Origin of the sequence: Congregibacter sp. (assembly GCF_047617445.1) — a bacterium.
GTDB lineage: Bacteria > Pseudomonadota > Gammaproteobacteria > Pseudomonadales > Halieaceae > Congregibacter.
Window position 1 is genome coordinate 13,223 of the sequence record NZ_JBLGBE010000035.1, and the last position, 17,635, is coordinate 30,857.

At 55.5% G+C, this 17,635-nt stretch carries 14 protein-coding genes, 2 tRNA genes and 1 pseudogene; 16 read left to right on the top strand and 1 reads right to left on the bottom strand.

All coding sequences use genetic code 11. From position 1 onward, the window contains the following. Positions 1-151 precede the first annotated feature (151 nt). Genes carA through greA form a run of 3 tightly spaced genes read left to right on the top strand, consistent with a single transcriptional unit; the run spans position 152 to position 4,987 of the window. Entirely contained in the window at positions 152-1,288 is a 1,137-nt protein-coding gene (gene carA, locus ACI9KD_RS09830) for a glutamine-hydrolyzing carbamoyl-phosphate synthase small subunit (RefSeq protein ID WP_414980992.1), read from the top strand. 4 nt (positions 1,289-1,292) lie between these two features. Further along, positions 1,293-4,511, top strand: a complete 3,219-nt coding sequence (gene carB, locus ACI9KD_RS09835; protein ID WP_414980993.1) for a carbamoyl-phosphate synthase large subunit — start codon at positions 1,293-1,295, stop codon at positions 4,509-4,511. Beyond that, positions 4,511-4,987, top strand: coding sequence for a transcription elongation factor GreA (gene greA, locus ACI9KD_RS09840; protein ID WP_414980994.1), 477 nt, complete (start codon positions 4,511-4,513; stop codon positions 4,985-4,987). The genes carB and greA overlap by 1 nt, the downstream gene beginning before the upstream one ends. A gap of 28 nt (positions 4,988-5,015) precedes the next feature. On the opposite strand, the gene ACI9KD_RS09845 is transcribed toward greA, so the two are convergent. Next, positions 5,016-5,324, bottom strand: coding sequence for a YhbY family RNA-binding protein (locus ACI9KD_RS09845; protein WP_414980995.1), 309 nt, complete (start codon positions 5,322-5,324; stop codon positions 5,016-5,018). A gap of 87 nt (positions 5,325-5,411) precedes the next feature. Between ACI9KD_RS09845 and rlmE the strand changes: the two genes are divergently transcribed. The 13 genes and pseudogenes from rlmE to ACI9KD_RS09910 form a co-directional block, all read left to right on the top strand. Further along, positions 5,412-6,050, top strand: coding sequence for a 23S rRNA (uridine(2552)-2'-O)-methyltransferase RlmE (gene rlmE / locus ACI9KD_RS09850; protein WP_414980996.1), 639 nt, complete (start codon positions 5,412-5,414; stop codon positions 6,048-6,050). Between the two features lie 176 nt (positions 6,051-6,226). Further along, positions 6,227-8,158, top strand: coding sequence for an ATP-dependent zinc metalloprotease FtsH (ftsH, locus tag ACI9KD_RS09855; RefSeq protein ID WP_414980997.1), 1,932 nt, complete (start codon positions 6,227-6,229; stop codon positions 8,156-8,158). Between the two features lie 101 nt (positions 8,159-8,259). Next, positions 8,260-9,060, top strand: a complete 801-nt coding sequence (folP, locus tag ACI9KD_RS09860; protein ID WP_414981006.1) for a dihydropteroate synthase — start codon at positions 8,260-8,262, stop codon at positions 9,058-9,060. Beyond that, positions 9,057-10,412 (top strand): phosphoglucosamine mutase, encoded by a 1,356-nt coding sequence (gene glmM, locus ACI9KD_RS09865; protein ID WP_414980998.1) that lies wholly within the window; start codon positions 9,057-9,059, stop codon positions 10,410-10,412. The genes folP and glmM overlap by 4 nt, the downstream gene beginning before the upstream one ends. Positions 10,413-10,520: 108 nt before the next feature. Next, a complete protein-coding gene (tpiA, locus tag ACI9KD_RS09870; protein ID WP_414980999.1) occupies positions 10,521-11,261 on the top strand; it encodes a triose-phosphate isomerase in 741 nt (246 codons plus the stop codon). Between the two features lie 59 nt (positions 11,262-11,320). Beyond that, the gene (gene secG, locus ACI9KD_RS09875) at positions 11,321-11,773 is read left to right on the top strand and encodes a preprotein translocase subunit SecG (protein ID WP_414981000.1); all 453 of its coding nucleotides are present in this window, start codon (positions 11,321-11,323) and stop codon (positions 11,771-11,773) included. Positions 11,774-11,779: 6 nt separating this feature from the next. Continuing rightward, a tRNA-Leu gene (locus tag ACI9KD_RS09880) sits at positions 11,780-11,865 on the top strand. 196 nt (positions 11,866-12,061) lie between these two features. Further along, a tRNA-Met gene (locus ACI9KD_RS09885) sits at positions 12,062-12,138 on the top strand. A 129-nt stretch (positions 12,139-12,267) separates the two neighbouring features. Continuing rightward, positions 12,268-12,723, top strand: coding sequence for a ribosome maturation factor RimP (gene rimP / locus ACI9KD_RS09890; RefSeq protein ID WP_414981001.1), 456 nt, complete (start codon positions 12,268-12,270; stop codon positions 12,721-12,723). A 37-nt stretch (positions 12,724-12,760) separates the two neighbouring features. Beyond that, positions 12,761-14,254 carry a transcription termination factor NusA gene (gene nusA / locus ACI9KD_RS09895; RefSeq protein WP_414981002.1) on the top strand — a complete coding sequence of 498 codons (1,494 nt, stop codon included), beginning with the start codon at positions 12,761-12,763 and terminating at the stop codon, positions 14,252-14,254. A 51-nt stretch (positions 14,255-14,305) separates the two neighbouring features. Next, the gene (gene infB, locus ACI9KD_RS09900) at positions 14,306-16,936 is read left to right on the top strand and encodes a translation initiation factor IF-2 (RefSeq protein WP_414981003.1); all 2,631 of its coding nucleotides are present in this window, start codon (positions 14,306-14,308) and stop codon (positions 16,934-16,936) included. Positions 16,937-16,963: 27 nt separating this feature from the next. Continuing rightward, positions 16,964-17,404, top strand: coding sequence for a 30S ribosome-binding factor RbfA (rbfA, locus tag ACI9KD_RS09905; protein WP_414981004.1), 441 nt, complete (start codon positions 16,964-16,966; stop codon positions 17,402-17,404). Between the two features lie 2 nt (positions 17,405-17,406). Beyond that, positions 17,407-17,635 (top strand): annotated as a pseudogene (locus ACI9KD_RS09910) (tRNA pseudouridine(55) synthase TruB); the annotation flags it as partial.

The following is a 17,635-nucleotide window of genomic DNA, read 5'->3' on the forward strand; positions in this document are numbered from 1 at the left end:
GGCTCTGCGTTCGGCGTATACTTTGACGACATAAAATTCTGAGCTGCCGGCATTAACGTACATTGACAAGCCAAGAAAAGCGAGATGAGACTGACTCATCTCGCTTTTTTTTGAGCCTGCGAGCGGAGTGCCGACGCTCCTGGAGGAACGATTGACCCGTCCCGCAATTCTGGTTCTTGAAGACGGTAGCGTGTTTCATGGGGTATCCATTGGTGCCCCCGCCACCTCCGTTGGCGAAGTCGTGTTTAACACAGCGATGACCGGTTATCAGGAGATCCTCACCGATCCGTCCTATGCCCGTCAGATCGTCACGCTGACCTACCCGCATATTGGCAACACAGGCACTAATCCCGAGGACGAGGAATCGTCACAAATCTGGGCATCAGGTCTGGTGATTCGCGATCTTCCCTTAATGGCGAGCAATTTTCGTAACACCCAGGCACTGGATGACTATCTTCAGGAGCGGGGCGTTGTGGGCATTGCCGAAATTGATACGCGACGATTGACCCGGATTCTGCGGGACAAGGGTTCCCAAAATGGTTGTCTTATGGCTACCGATACCCTGGATGCCGACGCCGCACTGGCGCTGGCCCGAGAGTTCGCGGGACTTAAGGGTATGGATCTAGCCAAGGAAGTATCCACGGGTGAGAGTTACGCCTGGACCGCAGGAACCTGGCAACTGGGGGCGGGCTTTGCCGATCCAGCGGCCGAGGATATGCCATGGCATGTGGTGGCCTATGACTTCGGGGTGAAGCGCAATATTCTGCGAATGCTTGCCGATCGTGGCTGTCGCCTAACGGTTGTGCCGGCACAGACGCCCGCCAGCGATGTACTGGCATTAAATCCCGATGGTGTGTTTCTCTCCAATGGTCCGGGAGATCCGGAGCCTTGTGACTATGCCATCGCCGCGATTACTGAGTTGCTGGAATCAGGGATTCCTCTATTTGGTATTTGCCTGGGCCATCAACTGCTGGCGCTTGCCAGTGGCGCCCAGACCCTGAAAATGAAGTTCGGTCATCATGGTGCCAATCATCCGGTGCAGAATCTTCGCGATGGCAGGGTGATGATTACCAGCCAGAACCACGGATTTGCCGTCAACGATGAGGCACTCCCGGCGTGTTTAAGAGTGACACATCGATCACTGTTTGACGGAACGCTGCAGGGTATCGAGCGCACTGACAAGCCGGCCTTTAGTTTTCAGGGACACCCCGAGGCAAGTCCCGGTCCGCACGAGCCCAGTGTGCTCTTCGATCATTTCATCAGCCTGATCCAGCAGCAGGCGGGATAAGCTCATGCCAAAGCGCACAGACATTAAAAGTATTCTCATCATTGGCGCCGGCCCCATTGTGATTGGCCAGGCCTGTGAGTTTGACTACTCCGGAGCGCAGGCCTGTAAGGCGCTGCGAGAAGAGGGGTACCGGGTCATTCTGGTGAACTCGAACCCGGCCACGATCATGACCGACCCGGCGATGGCCGATGCCACCTACATTGAGCCGATCGAATGGCGCACGGTTCAGCGAATCATTGAAATAGAAAAGCCGGACGCTTTGCTGCCAACCATGGGTGGTCAAACGGCACTTAACTGCGCTTTGGATCTAGCCCGGGAGGGCGTGCTCGAAGCCAATGGCGTCGAAATGATTGGCGCGACCAAAGAGGCCATCGATATGGCCGAAGATCGCGAGTTGTTTGACAAGGCGATGAAGCGTATCGGGCTGGAAACGCCCCGGGCATCTTTTGCTCGCTCTATGGACGAGGCTCATGCGGTACGCGAAACCCTCGGGTTTCCCTGCATTATTCGTCCCTCGTTCACTATGGGCGGATCTGGCGGCGGCATTGCCTACAACCGCGAGGAATTCGAGGAAATTTGTCTCCGTGGCCTGGATCTTTCGCCGACCTCTGAGCTCCTGATTGATGAGTCGCTCATCGGCTGGAAAGAGTACGAGATGGAGGTGGTCCGTGACTGTAAGGACAACTGCATCATCATTTGTGCCATTGAAAATTTCGATGCCATGGGCGTGCATACCGGTGATTCCATCACCGTCGCGCCGGCTCAAACGCTAACGGACAAGGAATATCAGATCATGCGCAACGCCTCTTTGGCGGTATTGCGTGAGATCGGCGTGGAAACCGGTGGCTCGAACGTTCAATTTGGTGTCTGTCCCGACACCGGTCGCATGGTGGTCATCGAGATGAACCCCCGGGTTTCGCGATCTTCAGCGCTGGCGTCAAAAGCAACGGGATTTCCCATCGCTAAAGTCGCGGCCAAGCTGGCTATTGGCTACACCTTGGATGAACTCAAGAATGACATTACCGGCGGGGCAACACCGGCATCCTTTGAGCCGGCCATTGACTATGTCGTCACAAAAATCCCACGCTTTGCCTTTGAGAAATTTAATGCGGCGGATGCACGCCTGACGACTCAGATGAAGTCCGTCGGCGAAGTCATGGCCATCGGTCGTAATTTCCAGGAATCTCTGCAGAAAGCTTTGCGCAGCCTCGAAGTCGGTGCGTCGGGTCTTGAGTCTCTTCTGGGACCGGAGGATGTTGAGCCCAGTGATGAGCTGATCAGCGAGCTCATTAATCCCGGGGCCGACCGTATCTGGCATATAGCGGATGCCTTTCGACTGGGTATGACAGTTGATGAGGTGTATGGACATTCTGGTGTAGATCCCTGGTACCTCGTCCAGATTGAAGACATTGTCCGGGATGAAGCAGTTGTTGCCGCGGGCACTCTGGAGGACTTGGACAAGCAGCGGCTTTATCGTCTCAAGCGTAAAGGTTTTGCGGACAGACGTTTGGCAGCGCTACTCAATGTGAAAGAGGCGGTGGTGCGGGAGCATCGGCAGGGCCTGAATATCCGTCCGGTGTACAAGCGCGTGGATACCTGTGCTGCTGAGTTTGCATCCAGCACGGCCTACATGTACTCCACTTATGACGAAGAGTGCGAGGCAGACCCTACGGATCGACCCAAAATTCTGGTGATCGGTGGCGGGCCAAATCGGATCGGACAGGGCATTGAGTTTGACTACTGCTGTGTACACGCTGTGCTGGCGATGCGTGAGGATGGCTATGAGACCATTATGGTCAACTGTAATCCTGAGACTGTCTCTACGGACTATGACACCTCTGATCGGCTTTATTTTGAGCCGGTCACGCTGGAAGACGTGCTCGAGATCGTCGCAAAAGAGCAGCCCAAGGGTGTGATCGTTCAGTTTGGTGGCCAGACGCCGTTGAAGCTGGCCCGTGCATTGGAGGCTGCCGGGGTGCCCATTATCGGCACGACACCCGATGCGATCGATCGCGCCGAGGATCGGGAGCGCTTTCAGCAGCTTATTCAAGAGCTTGGTCTTTTGCAGCCGGCCAACACCACGGTTCGTAGCGTTGAGCAGGCCATCGAGGCGGCTCGGACCATCGGTTATCCCTTGGTAGTTCGTCCCTCCTATGTTCTGGGTGGTCGCGCGATGGAGATTGTCTATCGCGAAGAAGATTTGCTTCGCTACATGCGCGAAGCGGTGTCGGTTAGTGACGACGCGCCGGTACTTCTGGATAGCTTTTTGAGTGCAGCGATAGAGGTCGACATCGATGCTGTGTCTGACGGTGAGCAGGTTGTTATCGGCGCCATCATGCAGCACATCGAGCAGGCGGGCGTGCACTCGGGAGACTCGGCATGCTCATTGCCTCCCTATAGCTTGCCTGCAGACGTTCAGGACGAAATGCGCGAGCAGGTCAGGCAAATGGCGCTTGCGCTGGGTGTGAAGGGCCTGATGAACGTGCAGCTCGCCTGGCAGGACGAAAAAATCTATGTCATTGAGGTCAACCCCCGTGCGTCGCGCACAGTGCCCTTTGTGTCCAAGTGCATCGGCACCTCTTTGGCCAAGATTGCAGCGCGCTGCATGGCCGGAGTGAGCCTGGTGGATCAGGGCTTTACCGAAGAGATTGTGCCTGACTTTTTCAGCGTTAAAGAAGCGGTGATGCCGTTTAACAAGTTCCCCGGTGTTGATCCGATTTTGGGGCCGGAGATGAAGTCCACCGGAGAAGTCATGGGTACCGGCGATAGTTTTGCCGATGCTTTCGCTAAGGCGATGCTGGCAGCAGGTGATCCTCCCCCGAGAAGCGGTACGCTCCTGATCAGCGTAAGGGACGTCGACAAACCCGGCGCTGTCAGGTTCGCCGGGCAGATGGTTGCACTGGGCTTTAGTCTGGCTGCGACCGGAGGTACTGCGGATGCGCTGGAAGCCGCCGGTCTGAAAGTACGCCGGGTGAATAAAGTACTTGAGGGGCGGCCCCATATCGTCGATATGATCAAGAATGACGAGGCAGACATTATTATTAACACCACGGAAGGACGACGGGCGATTGCTGATTCGGCGCCCATTCGCGCCAGTGCGGAAGCACACCGGGTGTTTTACACAACGACACTTGCTGCGGCCGAGGCTATATGCCTGACCTTGCAGCGAGAAGGGGATAAGACGGTACGCCGTCTCCAGGATCTCCACAGGGGTATGCAGTAATGAGTAAGGTGCCGATGACGGCGCAGGGTGAGCAAGCCTTGCGCGCAGAGCTTGATCAGTTAAAAAAGGTAGATCGTCCGCGAATTGTTCAGGCGATTGCTGAGGCCCGAGAGCATGGTGACCTTAAGGAAAACGCCGAATATCACGCCGCACGAGAGCAGCAAAGCTTTGCTGAGGGGCGGGTTATGGATATCGAGGGCAAGCTTTCACATGCTCAGGTGATTGACGTGAAGTCGATCCCCTGCACGGGGAGAGTGATTTTTGGCGTAACTGTGGACCTGATTAACCTGGGTAACGATGAATCGGTCGTTTACCGAATCGTTGGCGACGATGAAGCTGATGCAAAACAAAACCTGATTTCGGTGAATTCACCGATCGCCAGGGCGCTGATTGGCAAGCAGGAAGGGGACGTGGCGGTTGTACGCGCTCCCGGTGGTGATCGGGAATATGAGATTGATCAGGTGCGCCACCTTTAGCAGCGCAAGTTAGCTCCGGGCGTCTTGCTTAGGAGAGTACGCGCAGCAGATTAGATTTTTTGGGGTCGGGCTGTGGGCTGTGTCGTAGCAACAGCGCGGTATTACCAATGCGCTGAACCAGTTCAGCTTTGCTATCTTGAAGAAGCTGCGCAAGCACCTCATCACGTGTCTCACGGCTGCCTACCGCCAGCTTTATCTTGATGAGCTCGTGATCAGTCAGGGCGCGTTCAAGTTCCAGTTGTACGGTCTCACTGAGTCCTTTGCCGGCGATAGTTACGACCGGGTGGAGCTTGTGGCCGATGGCGCGTAGTTGGCGGGTGTTGGTTTTGCGGGTCATGCTAGGGTAAACCGAAGAAGTCAGCGGGGCGCGGAGTCTACACTAGACTTCCAGCGGGACCCAAATCGAGATTTTCAGGAATAGACCATGGTTAAAAAGCGGTCCAGCAGCAAGGCATGGTTGCGGGAGCATCGAGAGGACCCCTATGTGCAGCAGGCGCAGCGCGACGGCTATCGTTCCCGCTCCTGCTACAAACTACTGGAGCTGCAGGAGCGCGAACGCCTGATTCGGCCAGGCATGACTGTTTTGGACCTCGGGAGTGCTCCCGGAGGTTGGTCTCAGGTGGCGGCAGCTCTCGTGGGGGATAAAGGAAGAGTAATAGCGTCCGACATACTGCCTATGGATAGTATTGCGGGGGTCGACTTCGTTGAAGGAGATTTCACGGAGGATGCTGTTTTTGAGAGAATTTTGACGGAGTTAGGCGAAAGTTCGGTGGACCTTGTAATTTCCGATATGGCCCCCAACATGAGTGGAGTGAGTGCAGTAGATCAGCCAAAGTCGATTTATCTGGTTGAGCTCGGGTTGGATATGGCCTGTCGTGTCCTGGCTCCAGGGGGTGTTTTTGTGACCAAGGTGTTTCAAGGCGAGGGTTTTGATGAGCTCTTCAAGGCGACTCGGGATCAGTTCGAAAAAGTTCTGACTCGTAAGCCAACGGCTTCGAGGCCGCGTTCCCGAGAAGTGTATCTGGTGGCTCGGGGCCGTTTGGTGACGGAGCCTGGAGAGTAGCCCAGTGGAGTCGTGGCCCAACAAGGGGGCGCGTCGTAAAAACCGCTATACTGGTAGACCGGCAATGGTTGGGCAGGCTTGCCCGGCGGCGCGCAGTTTAACGCTCCAACAGTCGATGATTATATGGCGGTAGTTTTCCAAAACGCCGCGGCAATGAGGTAACGATTTTGAACGATATGGCCAAGAATCTGCTTTTGTGGCTGGTAATAGCTGCAGTACTGCTGTCGATTTTTAACAACTTCAGCATGCAGGACCCCACAGAGCGTGTGGTGTACTCCGAGTTTATTCAGGAGATCCAGAGCGACCAGGTTCGCAAAGTCGTTATTGATGGACTAACCATTGCGGGTGAGCGTTTCGATGGGTCGTATTTCGAAACGACGCGACCGATGGTCGACGATCCCAAGCTTATGGATGATCTGCTGACGCACCAGGTTGAAGTCGAAGGCCGAGAGCCCGAGCAACAAAGCGTGTGGACTCAGCTCCTTGTCGCTAGTTTCCCGATCCTGATTATCATCGCGGTGTTTATGTTCTTTATGCGCCAGATGCAGGGCGGGGCAGGCGGTCGTGGCGGCCCTATGAGTTTTGGAAAGAGTAAGGCCAAGCTGCTGGGCGAGGATCAGATCACCACGACCTTTGCCGACGTAGCCGGCGTTGATGAAGCTAAAGAAGAGGTGCAGGAACTCGTCGAGTTTCTACGTGACCCCGGTAAGTTTCAGAAGCTTGGCGGACGAATTCCCCGCGGCGTCCTGATGGTGGGGCAACCTGGTACGGGTAAAACGCTTCTCGCTAAGGCGATTGCAGGCGAAGCCAAAGTGCCATTTTTTACAATCTCCGGTTCGGACTTTGTCGAAATGTTCGTCGGTGTCGGCGCGTCGCGGGTGCGCGATATGTTTGACCAGGCGAAGAAGCAGGCACCCTGCATTATATTTATTGATGAAATAGATGCGGTGGGTCGCCACCGTGGCTCCGGTATGGGCGGCGGGAACGATGAACGTGAGCAAACGCTCAACCAACTGCTGGTTGAGATGGACGGCTTCGAAGTGAACGATGGCGTTATCGTGATCGCAGCAACCAACCGACCTGATGTACTCGATCCTGCGCTGCTACGTCCGGGCCGTTTCGATCGGCAGGTCGTTGTGGGTCTGCCCGATATTCGCGGTCGGGAGCAAATTTTGAAAGTCCACATGCGCAAAGTGCCGCTTGCAGAAGATGTAGAGGCATCCAAGATAGCTCGAGGTACGCCCGGATTTTCCGGTGCTGACTTGGCTAACCTCGTGAATGAGGCAGCGCTTTTCGCGGCTCGCACAGGATCGCGAACAGTGGGCATGACACAGTTTGAGCTTGCCAAGGACAAAATCATGATGGGCGCCGAGCGCAAGTCCATGGTGATGTCCGAGGACGAAAAGCGCAACACGGCTTATCACGAGGCGGGGCATGCGATTGTGGGGCGGGTCATTCCAGAGCACGACCCGGTCTATAAAGTGAGCATTATTCCCCGGGGGCGCGCCCTTGGCGTAACGATGTTCCTGCCCGAAGAAGACCGTTACTCGCACAGTCGCAGGCACATTATCGGACAGATATGCAGCTTGTTTGGCGGTCGGATCGCCGAGGAAATGACCCTGGGCCCGGACGGCATTACCACTGGCGCATCCAACGATATCCAGCGCGCTACCGAGATTGCCAGAAATATGGTCACCAAGTGGGGCCTGTCCGAGAAGATGGGTCCACTGCTGTATGACGACGGCGGTGGCGAGGTTTTCATGGGACGCGGTGGGGCACCGGCGAGCAAGGCAATGTCGGATGAAACGGCGAAGCAAATCGATACCGAAGTACGTCGGATCATTGATGAGTGTTATTGCAAGGCACAGGACATACTGGAAGAGCACGTGGATAAGCTGCACCTCATGTCCGATGCGTTGATGCACTACGAAACTATCGATGCCGATCAAATCGACGACATTATGTCGGGGCGCACGCCACGCGAGCCAGCGGATTGGAGCAAGAACGATAGCGACAGTGACTCTGGTTCCTCATCGTCATCGTCAGCAGCAGGATCCGATACTGCAGATCGCAGCGGCCCCATTGGTGGGCCTGCGGGCGAGCACTAAGGCCTCGACGGATTCGACGCGGTCTTTTGAACTCTGCTAAGAGTATCGGCACAACCTTGCGTTGTGCCGATACCGTTCTTGATCTTTCTACGCCCATCATCATGGGCGTTCTTAACGTAACCCCGGACTCTTTTTCTGACGGTGGCCGTTGGTTTGCCAATGGACAAGCTGATCTTGACGCTCTACGTCGCGAGGCTTTTGCCATGATCGATGCCGGCGCAAAAATTCTCGATATCGGCGGTGAGTCCACACGACCCGGTGCGGCGCCTGTATCGGGGCAGCAAGAGTTGGATCGGGTGCTACCCGTGTTCGAAGTCCTGAGTCGTGAATGCAGCGTTGTGCTGTCTCTTGATAGCAGTTCGCCGGCAGTGATGCGTGAAGCGGCCGCTGCGGGAGCCGGACTGCTCAATGATGTTAGAGCGTTCCAGCGAGATGGCGCACTCGCGGTCGCCGCGGAACTAGGCTTGCCCGTGTGTCTTATGCACATGCAAGGCAAGCCCGACACAATGCAGCAGGCGCCGCAGTATCGCGATGTGCTTGCCGAGGTGCAGGTATTTCTTGAGGCTCGCGCCAACGATTGTATTGAGGTCGGAATACCCCGATCCCAGATTGTGATTGATCCGGGGTTTGGGTTTGGCAAAACGCTTGAGCACAATCTCGTGTTAGTTGCACAGCTGGAGCGGCTTGCTCTGCTGGGCTTTCCGGTGATGGCAGGCTTATCACGCAAGTCGCTTATTGCTAAACTGACCGGCCGTGGTGTAGATGATCGTCTCCCGGGAAGTCTCGCATTGGCGATGCTTGCAGCTCAGGGCGGCGCGTCTATTTTGCGCGTGCACGATGTTGCTGAAACTGCCGACGTATTGCGAATTCTTCAGGCTGTAAAGGATGTTCAGACGCCATGAAAAAACGTTTTTTTGGGACCGATGGCATACGCGGACTGGTTGGGGAGTCGCCGATAACACCGGACTTCGTGCTGAAGCTGGGTTGGGCCTGTGGCAGGGTGTTTACTCGCCTTATGTCGGGGCAGGGCCGCTGCAGCGTCATCATCGGTAAGGACACCCGGGTGTCGGGGTACATGTTTGAATCAGCACTGGAGGCAGGGCTGGTCGCCGCGGGCGTGGACGTAAAGCTCTTGGGTCCAATGCCGACACCTGCCGTAGCACTCATGACTCGTACTCAAAACGCTGACGCCGGCATCGTGATCAGTGCGTCGCACAACCCCTATTTTGATAACGGCATTAAGTTTTTTTCCGCGACGGGCTCCAAGCTTCCAGACGAAATTGAACTGGCTATTGAGGCTGAGCTTGATCAGCCGCTCAGCTGTGTTGAGTCCCACGACATTGGCAAAGTGCAGCGACTCGTGGATGCGGCGGGCCGCTACATTGAATTCTGCAAAGCCACGGTGCCCGAGGGTTTTAGTCTTCGAGGTCTGCGTATAGCTATGGATTGCGCGCACGGCGCGACGTATCACATCGCCCCCAGTGTGTTGTCTGAGTTGGGTGCCGAGGTGATTTCAATTGGGGTATCTCCCGACGGATTTAATATCAACGAAGGTGTGGGCTCCACGCATATGGAGAGCCTTGTCGAGACAGTGCTCAGGCACAATTGTGATTTGGGTATAGCCTACGATGGGGATGGCGATCGAGTATTGTTCGTCGACGATCAGGGCTCAACGGTCGACGGAGATCAGTTGCTTTATGTCATAGCGATGCATCGTTTGCATGAAGGTACGTCGGACTCAGGTGTCGTTGGCACCTTAATGTCGAACCTGGGTTTGGAGACGGCGCTTCGGGAGCAGGGTCTGCAATTTGTGCGGGCGCAGGTGGGTGATCGCTATGTGCGTGAGATGATGGAGTCGCAGTCCTGGCACTTGGGTGGAGAGTCATCAGGGCACATCATTTGCTCTGATGTGACGACCACAGGTGACGGCATCGTTTCGTCTTTGCAGGTGCTTAAGGCGCTGCGAGGTGTTGGCCGGAGTCTTCGCGATATTCTGGCCGACGTGCCACTTTTTCCTCAAACCATGATTAATGTACGCGTAATCCCCGGCGTGAATGTTGAGGCGGAGCCCAGCATTATCCAAGCGGTCGCGCAGGTAGAAGGCGAGTTGGGTGACGCAGGCCGCGTTCTTTTGCGGCCGTCCGGGACGGAGCCGGTGATTCGAGTAATGGTCGAGGGTCGTGACGAGGAGCAAGTGAATCGGCTTTGCCATTCTCTTGCGCAGACCGTTGAAGATCTTATGGCCGCCGCTTGAGGGGCACCACCGGTCTTAGGTCTTTGTGAAAGTGACCACGCTCTTTTCTTGCCCCGAGCAGGCAGCTTGGGTAGTATTGCGCGCCCTCGCGACGCGGAGCTGGTAGGTATGCGACAGCCGCTGGTAATTGCCAACTGGAAGATGCACGGAAAAGGCGCCTTTAATCAGGCTCTTGTCGATGCGTTTCTGGCGCAACTTGAAGAGCATCGCGCCGAGTGTGTGCTGTGTCCCCCGTTTGCCTATCTGGGGCAGCTTGCGGAATTGCTTCGTTCCAGCGACGTAATGCTCGGGGCCCAGGATTGCAGTCATATTGCACAGGGCGCGTATACCGGGGAGGTGTCTGCAGAGATGCTTAGCGATTGTGGCTGTAAGTGGGTCATTGTCGGTCACTCGGAGCGTCGACAGTATCATCAGGAATCTGATGCTCTGGTGGCAGCAAAGCTCAGTATTGCGCAACGCGCAGGCCTTACACCGGTCTTGTGTGTTGGCGAAACGCAGGACCAGCGCGAGGCGGGGCAGGCAGAGGGCGTAGTAAAGGCCCAGTTATTGGGAGCTCTTGGTGACTTGCCTGACCTGCGGGGGCTGGCGGTGGCTTACGAGCCGGTTTGGGCTATCGGTACAGGTTTAACGGCCTCGCCGGAGCAAGCGCAAGACATGCACGCGTTTATACGAGACGTAGTGAGTGATCTTGATGCGACAAACGCAGCAGCATTGCGTCTCCTTTATGGAGGCAGTGTTAAGGCGGGCAATGCGGCAGAGCTGTTTGCACAGGCTGATATTGACGGCGCGCTTGTAGGCGGAGCGTCACTGGATGCAGGCGAGTTTGCCGCAATTGTGAGGGCTGCTTAGGCGGCCAGAATACAACAAGCAGATAGCGGATTGGCCGCATCTGCAATGAGGTTTAGTACATGAGTGCGCAATTGATTGAACAGCTGGTACTGGTGACGCATTTGTTGCTGTCCCTGGCGATTATCGGCCTGATCATCCTGCAGCAAGGTAAAGGCGCAGATGCTGGCGCATCCTTCGGTGCTGGAGCATCCCAGACTGTTTTTGGTAGCACCGGTGGGGGCAATGTGCTGACTCGAGCTACCGCTTGGATGGTCACTTTGTTTTTTGTGACAAGCTTTGGTCTGGCGATCATCGCCAAGAACAAGACCTCTGCCGTAGATGAGTTTGCGATACCGGTTCCGACAAATTCCGCGTCTGCAACACTGGACGGAGACATCGAAGCTGTGGATGATATGCGACCGGTGACCGAGAGCGATCTTCCCGTAGTGGATGACAGCATGCCAACAATGAGTGTTGATGGTTTCGGAACCGAAGAAGGGACTGTGCAGGAGGATCTTCCGCAGCCCCGTTAGAAAATTGCCGAAGTGGTGGAATTGGTAGACACGCTATCTTGAGGGGGTAGTGCGCTATGCGCGTGGGGGTTCAAGTCCCCCCTTCGGCACCAATAGTTGTCAGAGAGGTTTTTAATTTGCCTAACTGGCCATCGCAAGCAAGGTAGCGCTTGCGCGACGTGTTGGCCGCACCTATAATACGCGGCCTCTCACGGGGGCAGCTAAAGGGAGTGTCCCGCGAGTCAAGGCCTAAAGTGAAAGCGCTTAAGCGTTATCGCATTAGAGTTGGCTAGCAGAGAAAAGTTTTGATGCGGGGTGGAGCAGCCTGGTAGCTCGTCGGGCTCATAACCCGAAGGTCGTCGGTTCAAATCCGGCCCCCGCTACCAACAACATCGTCAGCTCCAATGACAGACGGTGTGATAAAAAAGCCCCTTTTGGGGCTTTTTTATTGGCTTCGCATTCGTATTGCTTGCGAGGTTCCCGATGGGCGAAGACCTAAATATAGGAGGCAAGCGATGAGCGCGAAAGAAAACAAACTGCAGACATTGCTCGCACCAACAGTCGAAGCATTAGGTTTTGAGCTTTGGGGTACGGAATATCTGATCCAAGGCAAACATAGTGTTTTAAGGCTATATATAGAGTCTGAAAACGGTGTACAGGTTACTGACTGCGCGGCAGTAAGCGAGCAGGTTGGAGCCGTCCTCGATGTTGAGGAACCCATCAGCGGTGAGTATTTATTAGAAGTATCGTCTCCCGGGGTTGATCGGCGGCTGTTTAGACTAGAGCAGTACGCGGCCTATGTAGGCGAAGAATTAGAAATGCGTTTGCGTAGTCCCTTTGAGGGGCGTCGCAAGTTCAAGGGCACTCTTCGGGGTGTCGAAGATGGAGATATTGTGTTGCTCGTGGATGACCACGAGTATCTGTTGCCCTACGGCGACGTGGACCGGGCGCAGTTGACGCTGCGTATATGAGCGACCCCCGAGGTTGTTGTTACGAGGTTTGAGAGCGATGACAAAAGAAATATTGCTAGTAGCGGAAGCGGTGTCGAACGAAAAAGGTGTGTCCGAGGACATTATCTTTGAGGCCATAGAATCCGCGCTGGCTATGGCCACCAAGAAGCGATTCGACGAAGACGCCGATATTGAGGTCACCATCGACCGTGAAACCGGCGATTATCAGACAGTACGCCGCTGGTTGGTGGTTCCCGATGACGAGCTGGCACTGCTGGGTACGCAGTTCACGACTGAAGAGGCTATTGAGGCAGACGAGTCGCTTAAGCCTGGAGATGTGCATCAGGAGCAGATTGAGAACGTCGGTTTCGGACGTATCGCTGCTCAGACTGCGAAGCAGGTTATCGTGCAGAAAGTTCGTGATGCTGAGCGAGCTCAGGTCGTCGAGCAGTACACGAGTCGTGTAGGTGAATTAATTGCCGGTACCGTTAAGAAGGTCACCCGCGATAACGTTATTGTGGACCTTGGCAATAACGCTGAAGGTTTGCTGCCGCGAGAGCAGTTGGTAGGCCGGGAAACATTCCGGATCAACGATCGTGTGCGCGCCATTCTCACGGAGATCAGCACGGAGACTCGGGGTCCCCAGTTGATTCTTAGCCGCGCTTGTCCGGAAATGCTCATCGAGCTGTTCAAAATCGAAGTGCCTGAGATTTCTGAAGAAGTCATACAGATTCGCAGTGCCGCTCGGGATCCAGGGTCTCGCGCAAAAATCGCCGTAAAAACTAACGACCAACGTATCGATCCAGTAGGTGCGTGTGTCGGCATGCGGGGGTCGCGAGTTCAGGCGGTCTCCAATGAGTTGGATAATGAGCGGGTTGATATCGTGCTTTGGGACGATAACCCTGCACAGTTGGTGATCAACGCTATGTCACCGGCGGAAGTGGAGTCGATTGTTGTCGACGAGGAAAATGGCACGATGGATGTCGCTGTAGCCGCGGACAATCTTGCCCAGGCGATCGGCCGTGCTGGTCAGAACGTACGTCTTGCCAGTGAGCTCACGGGCTGGACTATCAACGTGATGAGCGTTGATGAGGCAGTTGAGAAGCAGGAAGCTGAAGCTGGACAGGTAATTCAAACCTTCATGGATAAGTTGGATGTCGACGAGGATGTCGCAGGCATTCTGGTAGATGAAGGCTTTACGACGCTTGAAGAAGTTGCCTATGTCCCGCTGGAAGAAATGACGTCTATCGGTGGGTTTGACGACGATATTGCCGAAGAGCTGCGTGCTCGTGCCAAGGATGCACTGTTGACCCTGGCGATTGCTTCGGAAGAAGAACTCGGTGCTCAAGAGCCCGCAGAAGACCTGCTTGGCATGGAAGGCATGGACCGTCATCTCGCCTTTATTCTCTCCAGTCGCGGCATCGTGACTATGGAAGACCTGGCCGAGCAGGGCGTAGACGAGTTAATGGATATAGAAGATATGACCGAAGAGCGTGCTGGTGAGCTGATCATGACTGCTCGCGCGCCTTGGTTCGAGGAAGAGCCGGCCTGATTACCCTTTTGGTATTGAAACAGGGTTAACAGGTCACAAGGAGACAGCGCGATGGCGCAGGTAACAGTAGAGCAACTGGCGGAAACAGTAGGCGCATCGGTAGATCGTCTATTGGCGCAGATGAAAGATGCGGGTTTGCCTCATAGCGCGGCAGATCAAGCTGTGTCTGATGAGGACAAGCAGACGCTGCTGGCGTTCCTCAAGGCCAGTCATGGTGAGTCGACGGCGGCTCCCAAGCGCATTACGTTGAAGCGCAAGACCATCAGCACTCTGCGTGCTGGCGGGTCTCAGGGTAAGAAAACAGTCAACGTGGAAGTGCGAAAAAAACGCACCTATGTGAAGCGTGACGCTCCTGAGGAAGACGGCGAAGAGATGGGAGCAGCGGTCTCGGATGAGCTCATCGAAGAGCCCTTGGTAGAGGAGTTCGTTGAGGCTGAAGCACCTGCGCTCGAGCCAGAGCCCATTCCTGAGCCTGAGCCGGAGCCCGAGCCGGAAGATGAGAAAGACCTTGATCCTGAAGTGTTGCGTCAGCGCGCCGCTGCACGCCGTAAAAAGCGTGAAGAAGAAGAGGCCGCTGCTCGAGCAGCAGCGATTGCTGCACGTCAAGCAGAGGTAGAGCGCAAGGCAGCAGAGGCTGCGGTAACAACACCTCGCGCCGCACCCAGTGTGGACGCGGCGCGCAAGCCCAAACGTTTGCACGAGGCCCCGGCTGCACCAGGTCGCGAAGAGCCGCGTAAGAAAAAGGCTCGAGGCCGTGTGGGCGCAGAGCCTCTTGGCCGCGGCAAGCACCGGGGTCACAACCTGTCCCTGTCCGACTTGGAAGCCGCCGAGTCCGGGTCACCGCGTCGTCGTGGTGGTCGAAGGAAGGGCAAGTCCACTCACGAAGAGCACGGCAAGCATGGATTTGAAATGCCAACAGCGAGAAAGGTCTACGAAGTAGAAATAGCCGATATGATTTCTGTGAGCGGTCTCGCTCAACAGATGTCAGTGAAGTCCGGCGCGGTGATCAAAGAGCTGATGAAGCTGGGCGTGATGGCCAACATCAATCAAATGATCGACCAGGACACTGCGACGCTAGTTATCGAAGAGCTGGGTCACTCTGTTAAGTTGGTCAGTGCTGATGCACTTGAGGACAACCTTAGCGAAGCCCTCTCTATGCATGAAGGCGAGCAGATGCCGAGAGCGCCAGTTGTTACTGTGATGGGACACGTTGATCACGGTAAGACATCGCTTCTGGATTACATTCGTAAGGCCAAAGTAGCGTCCGGCGAAGCCGGGGGTATTACCCAGCACATTGGCGCGTATCACGTGGAGACAGACCGCGGGATGATCTCCTTCCTTGATACACCTGGTCACGCGGCGTTTACCGCAATGCGAGCCCGGGGTGCAAAGAGTACGGATATCGTGATTCTGGTTGTCGCTGCGGATGATGGCGTGATGCCACAGACCATTGAGGCTGTGCAACATGCCAAGGCCGCGGGCGTACCGCTAATTGTGGCCGTTAACAAGATGGACAAGGAAGGCGCAGATCCGGATCGCGTAAAAAACGAGCTTTCTGCGAAAGAGGTTGTGCCCGAAGAATGGGGTGGTGAGACCCAGTTTATCCCCGTATCGGCATTGACGGGCGATGGCGTAGATGCACTTCTGGATGCGATTCTATTGCAGGCGGAGCTTCTCGAGCTTCAGGCTCCCCGCAATGTCCCAGCGCAAGGTATTGTCATCGAGTCACGACTGGACAAGGGTCGCGGCCCCGTCACAACGCTGCTGATTCAAAGCGGCACCTTGCGTCAGGGCGATATCTGCCTGGCAGGACTGAATTACGGTCGTGTAAGAGCGATGCTGGACGAGAACGGTAAGCCTATCGACGAAGCCGGTCCGAGTATTCCGGTGGAGATCCTTGGCCTGGACGGAACGCCCGATGCCGGCGATCAATTTGCGGTACTCGAAAGCGAAAAGCGTGCTCGAGATCTGGCTGACTCTCGTCAGGAGAAGATGCGCGATGCCAAGCTGCAGCGTCAGCAGGCTGCCAAGCTAGACAATATGTTTGAAAGCATGACCGCAGGCGAAAAGAAAACGCTCAATGTTGTGGTTAAGACCGACGTTCGGGGTTCCCTCGAGGCACTGCAATCCGCATTGCTGGAGTTGGGCAATGACGAAGTTCAGGTCAACATTGTATCGGGCGGCGTGGGTGGTATTGCCGAGACAGATATCAACCTTGCAATGACGTCTGAGGCCGTTGTGTTTGGTTTCAACGTGAGAGCGGATGCTTCGGCGCGACGACTGGTTGAGGCTGAGGGCGTGGATCTGCGTTATTACAACGTGATTTACGATTTGATTGACGATGTTAAGCAAGCTCTTTCTGGCATGCTGCCTCCGGAGATGCGCGAGGAAATCGTCGGCATTGCGGAAGTTCGGGATGTTTTCCGGTCGCCAAAGTTTGGTCAGATTGCGGGATGTATGGTGACCGAGGGTACGGTGTACCGTTCCAAGCCTATCCGTGTTCTGCGCGATAACGTCGTGATTTATCAGGGTGAGCTTGAGTCCCTGCGTCGCTTTAAGGATGACGCAAGCGAGGTTCGTAATGGGGTTGAGTGTGGTATTGGCGTTAAGAACTACACCGATGTCAAAGCGGGCGATCAGATTGAAGTGTTTGAGGTACGTGAGATAGCGCGCAGTCTCTAAAGAGTCTGTCGCAGCTAGCGTAACGCTATGGCCAAAGAATTTAGTCGTACGGAGCGAGTAGGTGATTACCTGCGTCGCGAGCTCGCGCTGATTATTCAGCGCGAGATGCGTGATCCACGCCTAGGTATGATCAGTATCACAGCGGTGGACGTGAGTCGGGACATCTCCCATGCGCGCGTCCACTTTACGCTGCTGGACTCTGATACCGCCGAAGACGCCAAGCCTTGCATCGATGTATTGAACAAAGCTGCGGGTTTTCTTCGCTCATCCCTTGCCAGGGACGCGTCGATGCGTAGCGTCCCGAAACTGCGTTTTGTTTTTGATAGTAGTGTTGGCCGTGGTCGTGATCTTGAGGCACTGATTCATCGCGCCAGGTCTGCCGACGATCGACGTTATGCGGACAAAGACGACACTGCCGACACAGCAGCTGAGCAAGATGTCGCTGGTGACCAGGAAGAGGCTGACTAAGAATGGCGCGTCGGCGCCGCGGTCGAACAATCTCCGGCATCCTTCTTCTAGATAAACCCCTGGGCATGAGCTCAAATCAGGCTTTGCAGCGCTGCAAGTGGTTGTATACCGCTGCTAAGGCTGGGCATACGGGGAGCCTGGATCCACTGGCAACAGGTGTGTTGCCTTTGTGCTTTGGCGAGGCGACCAAGTTCTCTCAGTATCTTCTGGACGCGGACAAGGGCTACGACA

Excerpts from the sequence above, each read along its gene's own strand:
- ACI9KD_RS09845 (WP_414980995.1), bottom strand. The coding sequence starts at position 5,324 with ATGACCCGCAAAACCAACACCCGCCAACTACGCGCCATCGGCCACAAG.
- rimP (WP_414981001.1), top strand. The coding sequence starts at position 12,268 with ATGAGCGCGAAAGAAAACAAACTGCAGACATTGCTCGCACCAACAGTC.
- folP (WP_414981006.1), top strand. The coding sequence starts at position 8,260 with ATGGGCGTTCTTAACGTAACCCCGGACTCTTTTTCTGACGGTGGCCGT.
- tpiA (WP_414980999.1), top strand. The coding sequence starts at position 10,521 with ATGCGACAGCCGCTGGTAATTGCCAACTGGAAGATGCACGGAAAAGGC.
- rlmE (WP_414980996.1), top strand. The coding sequence starts at position 5,412 with ATGGTTAAAAAGCGGTCCAGCAGCAAGGCATGGTTGCGGGAGCATCGA.
- infB (WP_414981003.1), top strand. The coding sequence starts at position 14,306 with ATGGCGCAGGTAACAGTAGAGCAACTGGCGGAAACAGTAGGCGCATCG.
- secG (WP_414981000.1), top strand. The coding sequence starts at position 11,321 with ATGAGTGCGCAATTGATTGAACAGCTGGTACTGGTGACGCATTTGTTG.
- greA (WP_414980994.1), top strand. The coding sequence starts at position 4,511 with ATGAGTAAGGTGCCGATGACGGCGCAGGGTGAGCAAGCCTTGCGCGCA.
- glmM (WP_414980998.1), top strand. The coding sequence starts at position 9,057 with ATGAAAAAACGTTTTTTTGGGACCGATGGCATACGCGGACTGGTTGGG.
- rbfA (WP_414981004.1), top strand. The coding sequence starts at position 16,964 with ATGGCCAAAGAATTTAGTCGTACGGAGCGAGTAGGTGATTACCTGCGT.
- ftsH (WP_414980997.1), top strand. The coding sequence starts at position 6,227 with ATGGCCAAGAATCTGCTTTTGTGGCTGGTAATAGCTGCAGTACTGCTG.
- nusA (WP_414981002.1), top strand. The coding sequence starts at position 12,761 with ATGACAAAAGAAATATTGCTAGTAGCGGAAGCGGTGTCGAACGAAAAA.
- carB (WP_414980993.1), top strand. The coding sequence starts at position 1,293 with ATGCCAAAGCGCACAGACATTAAAAGTATTCTCATCATTGGCGCCGGC.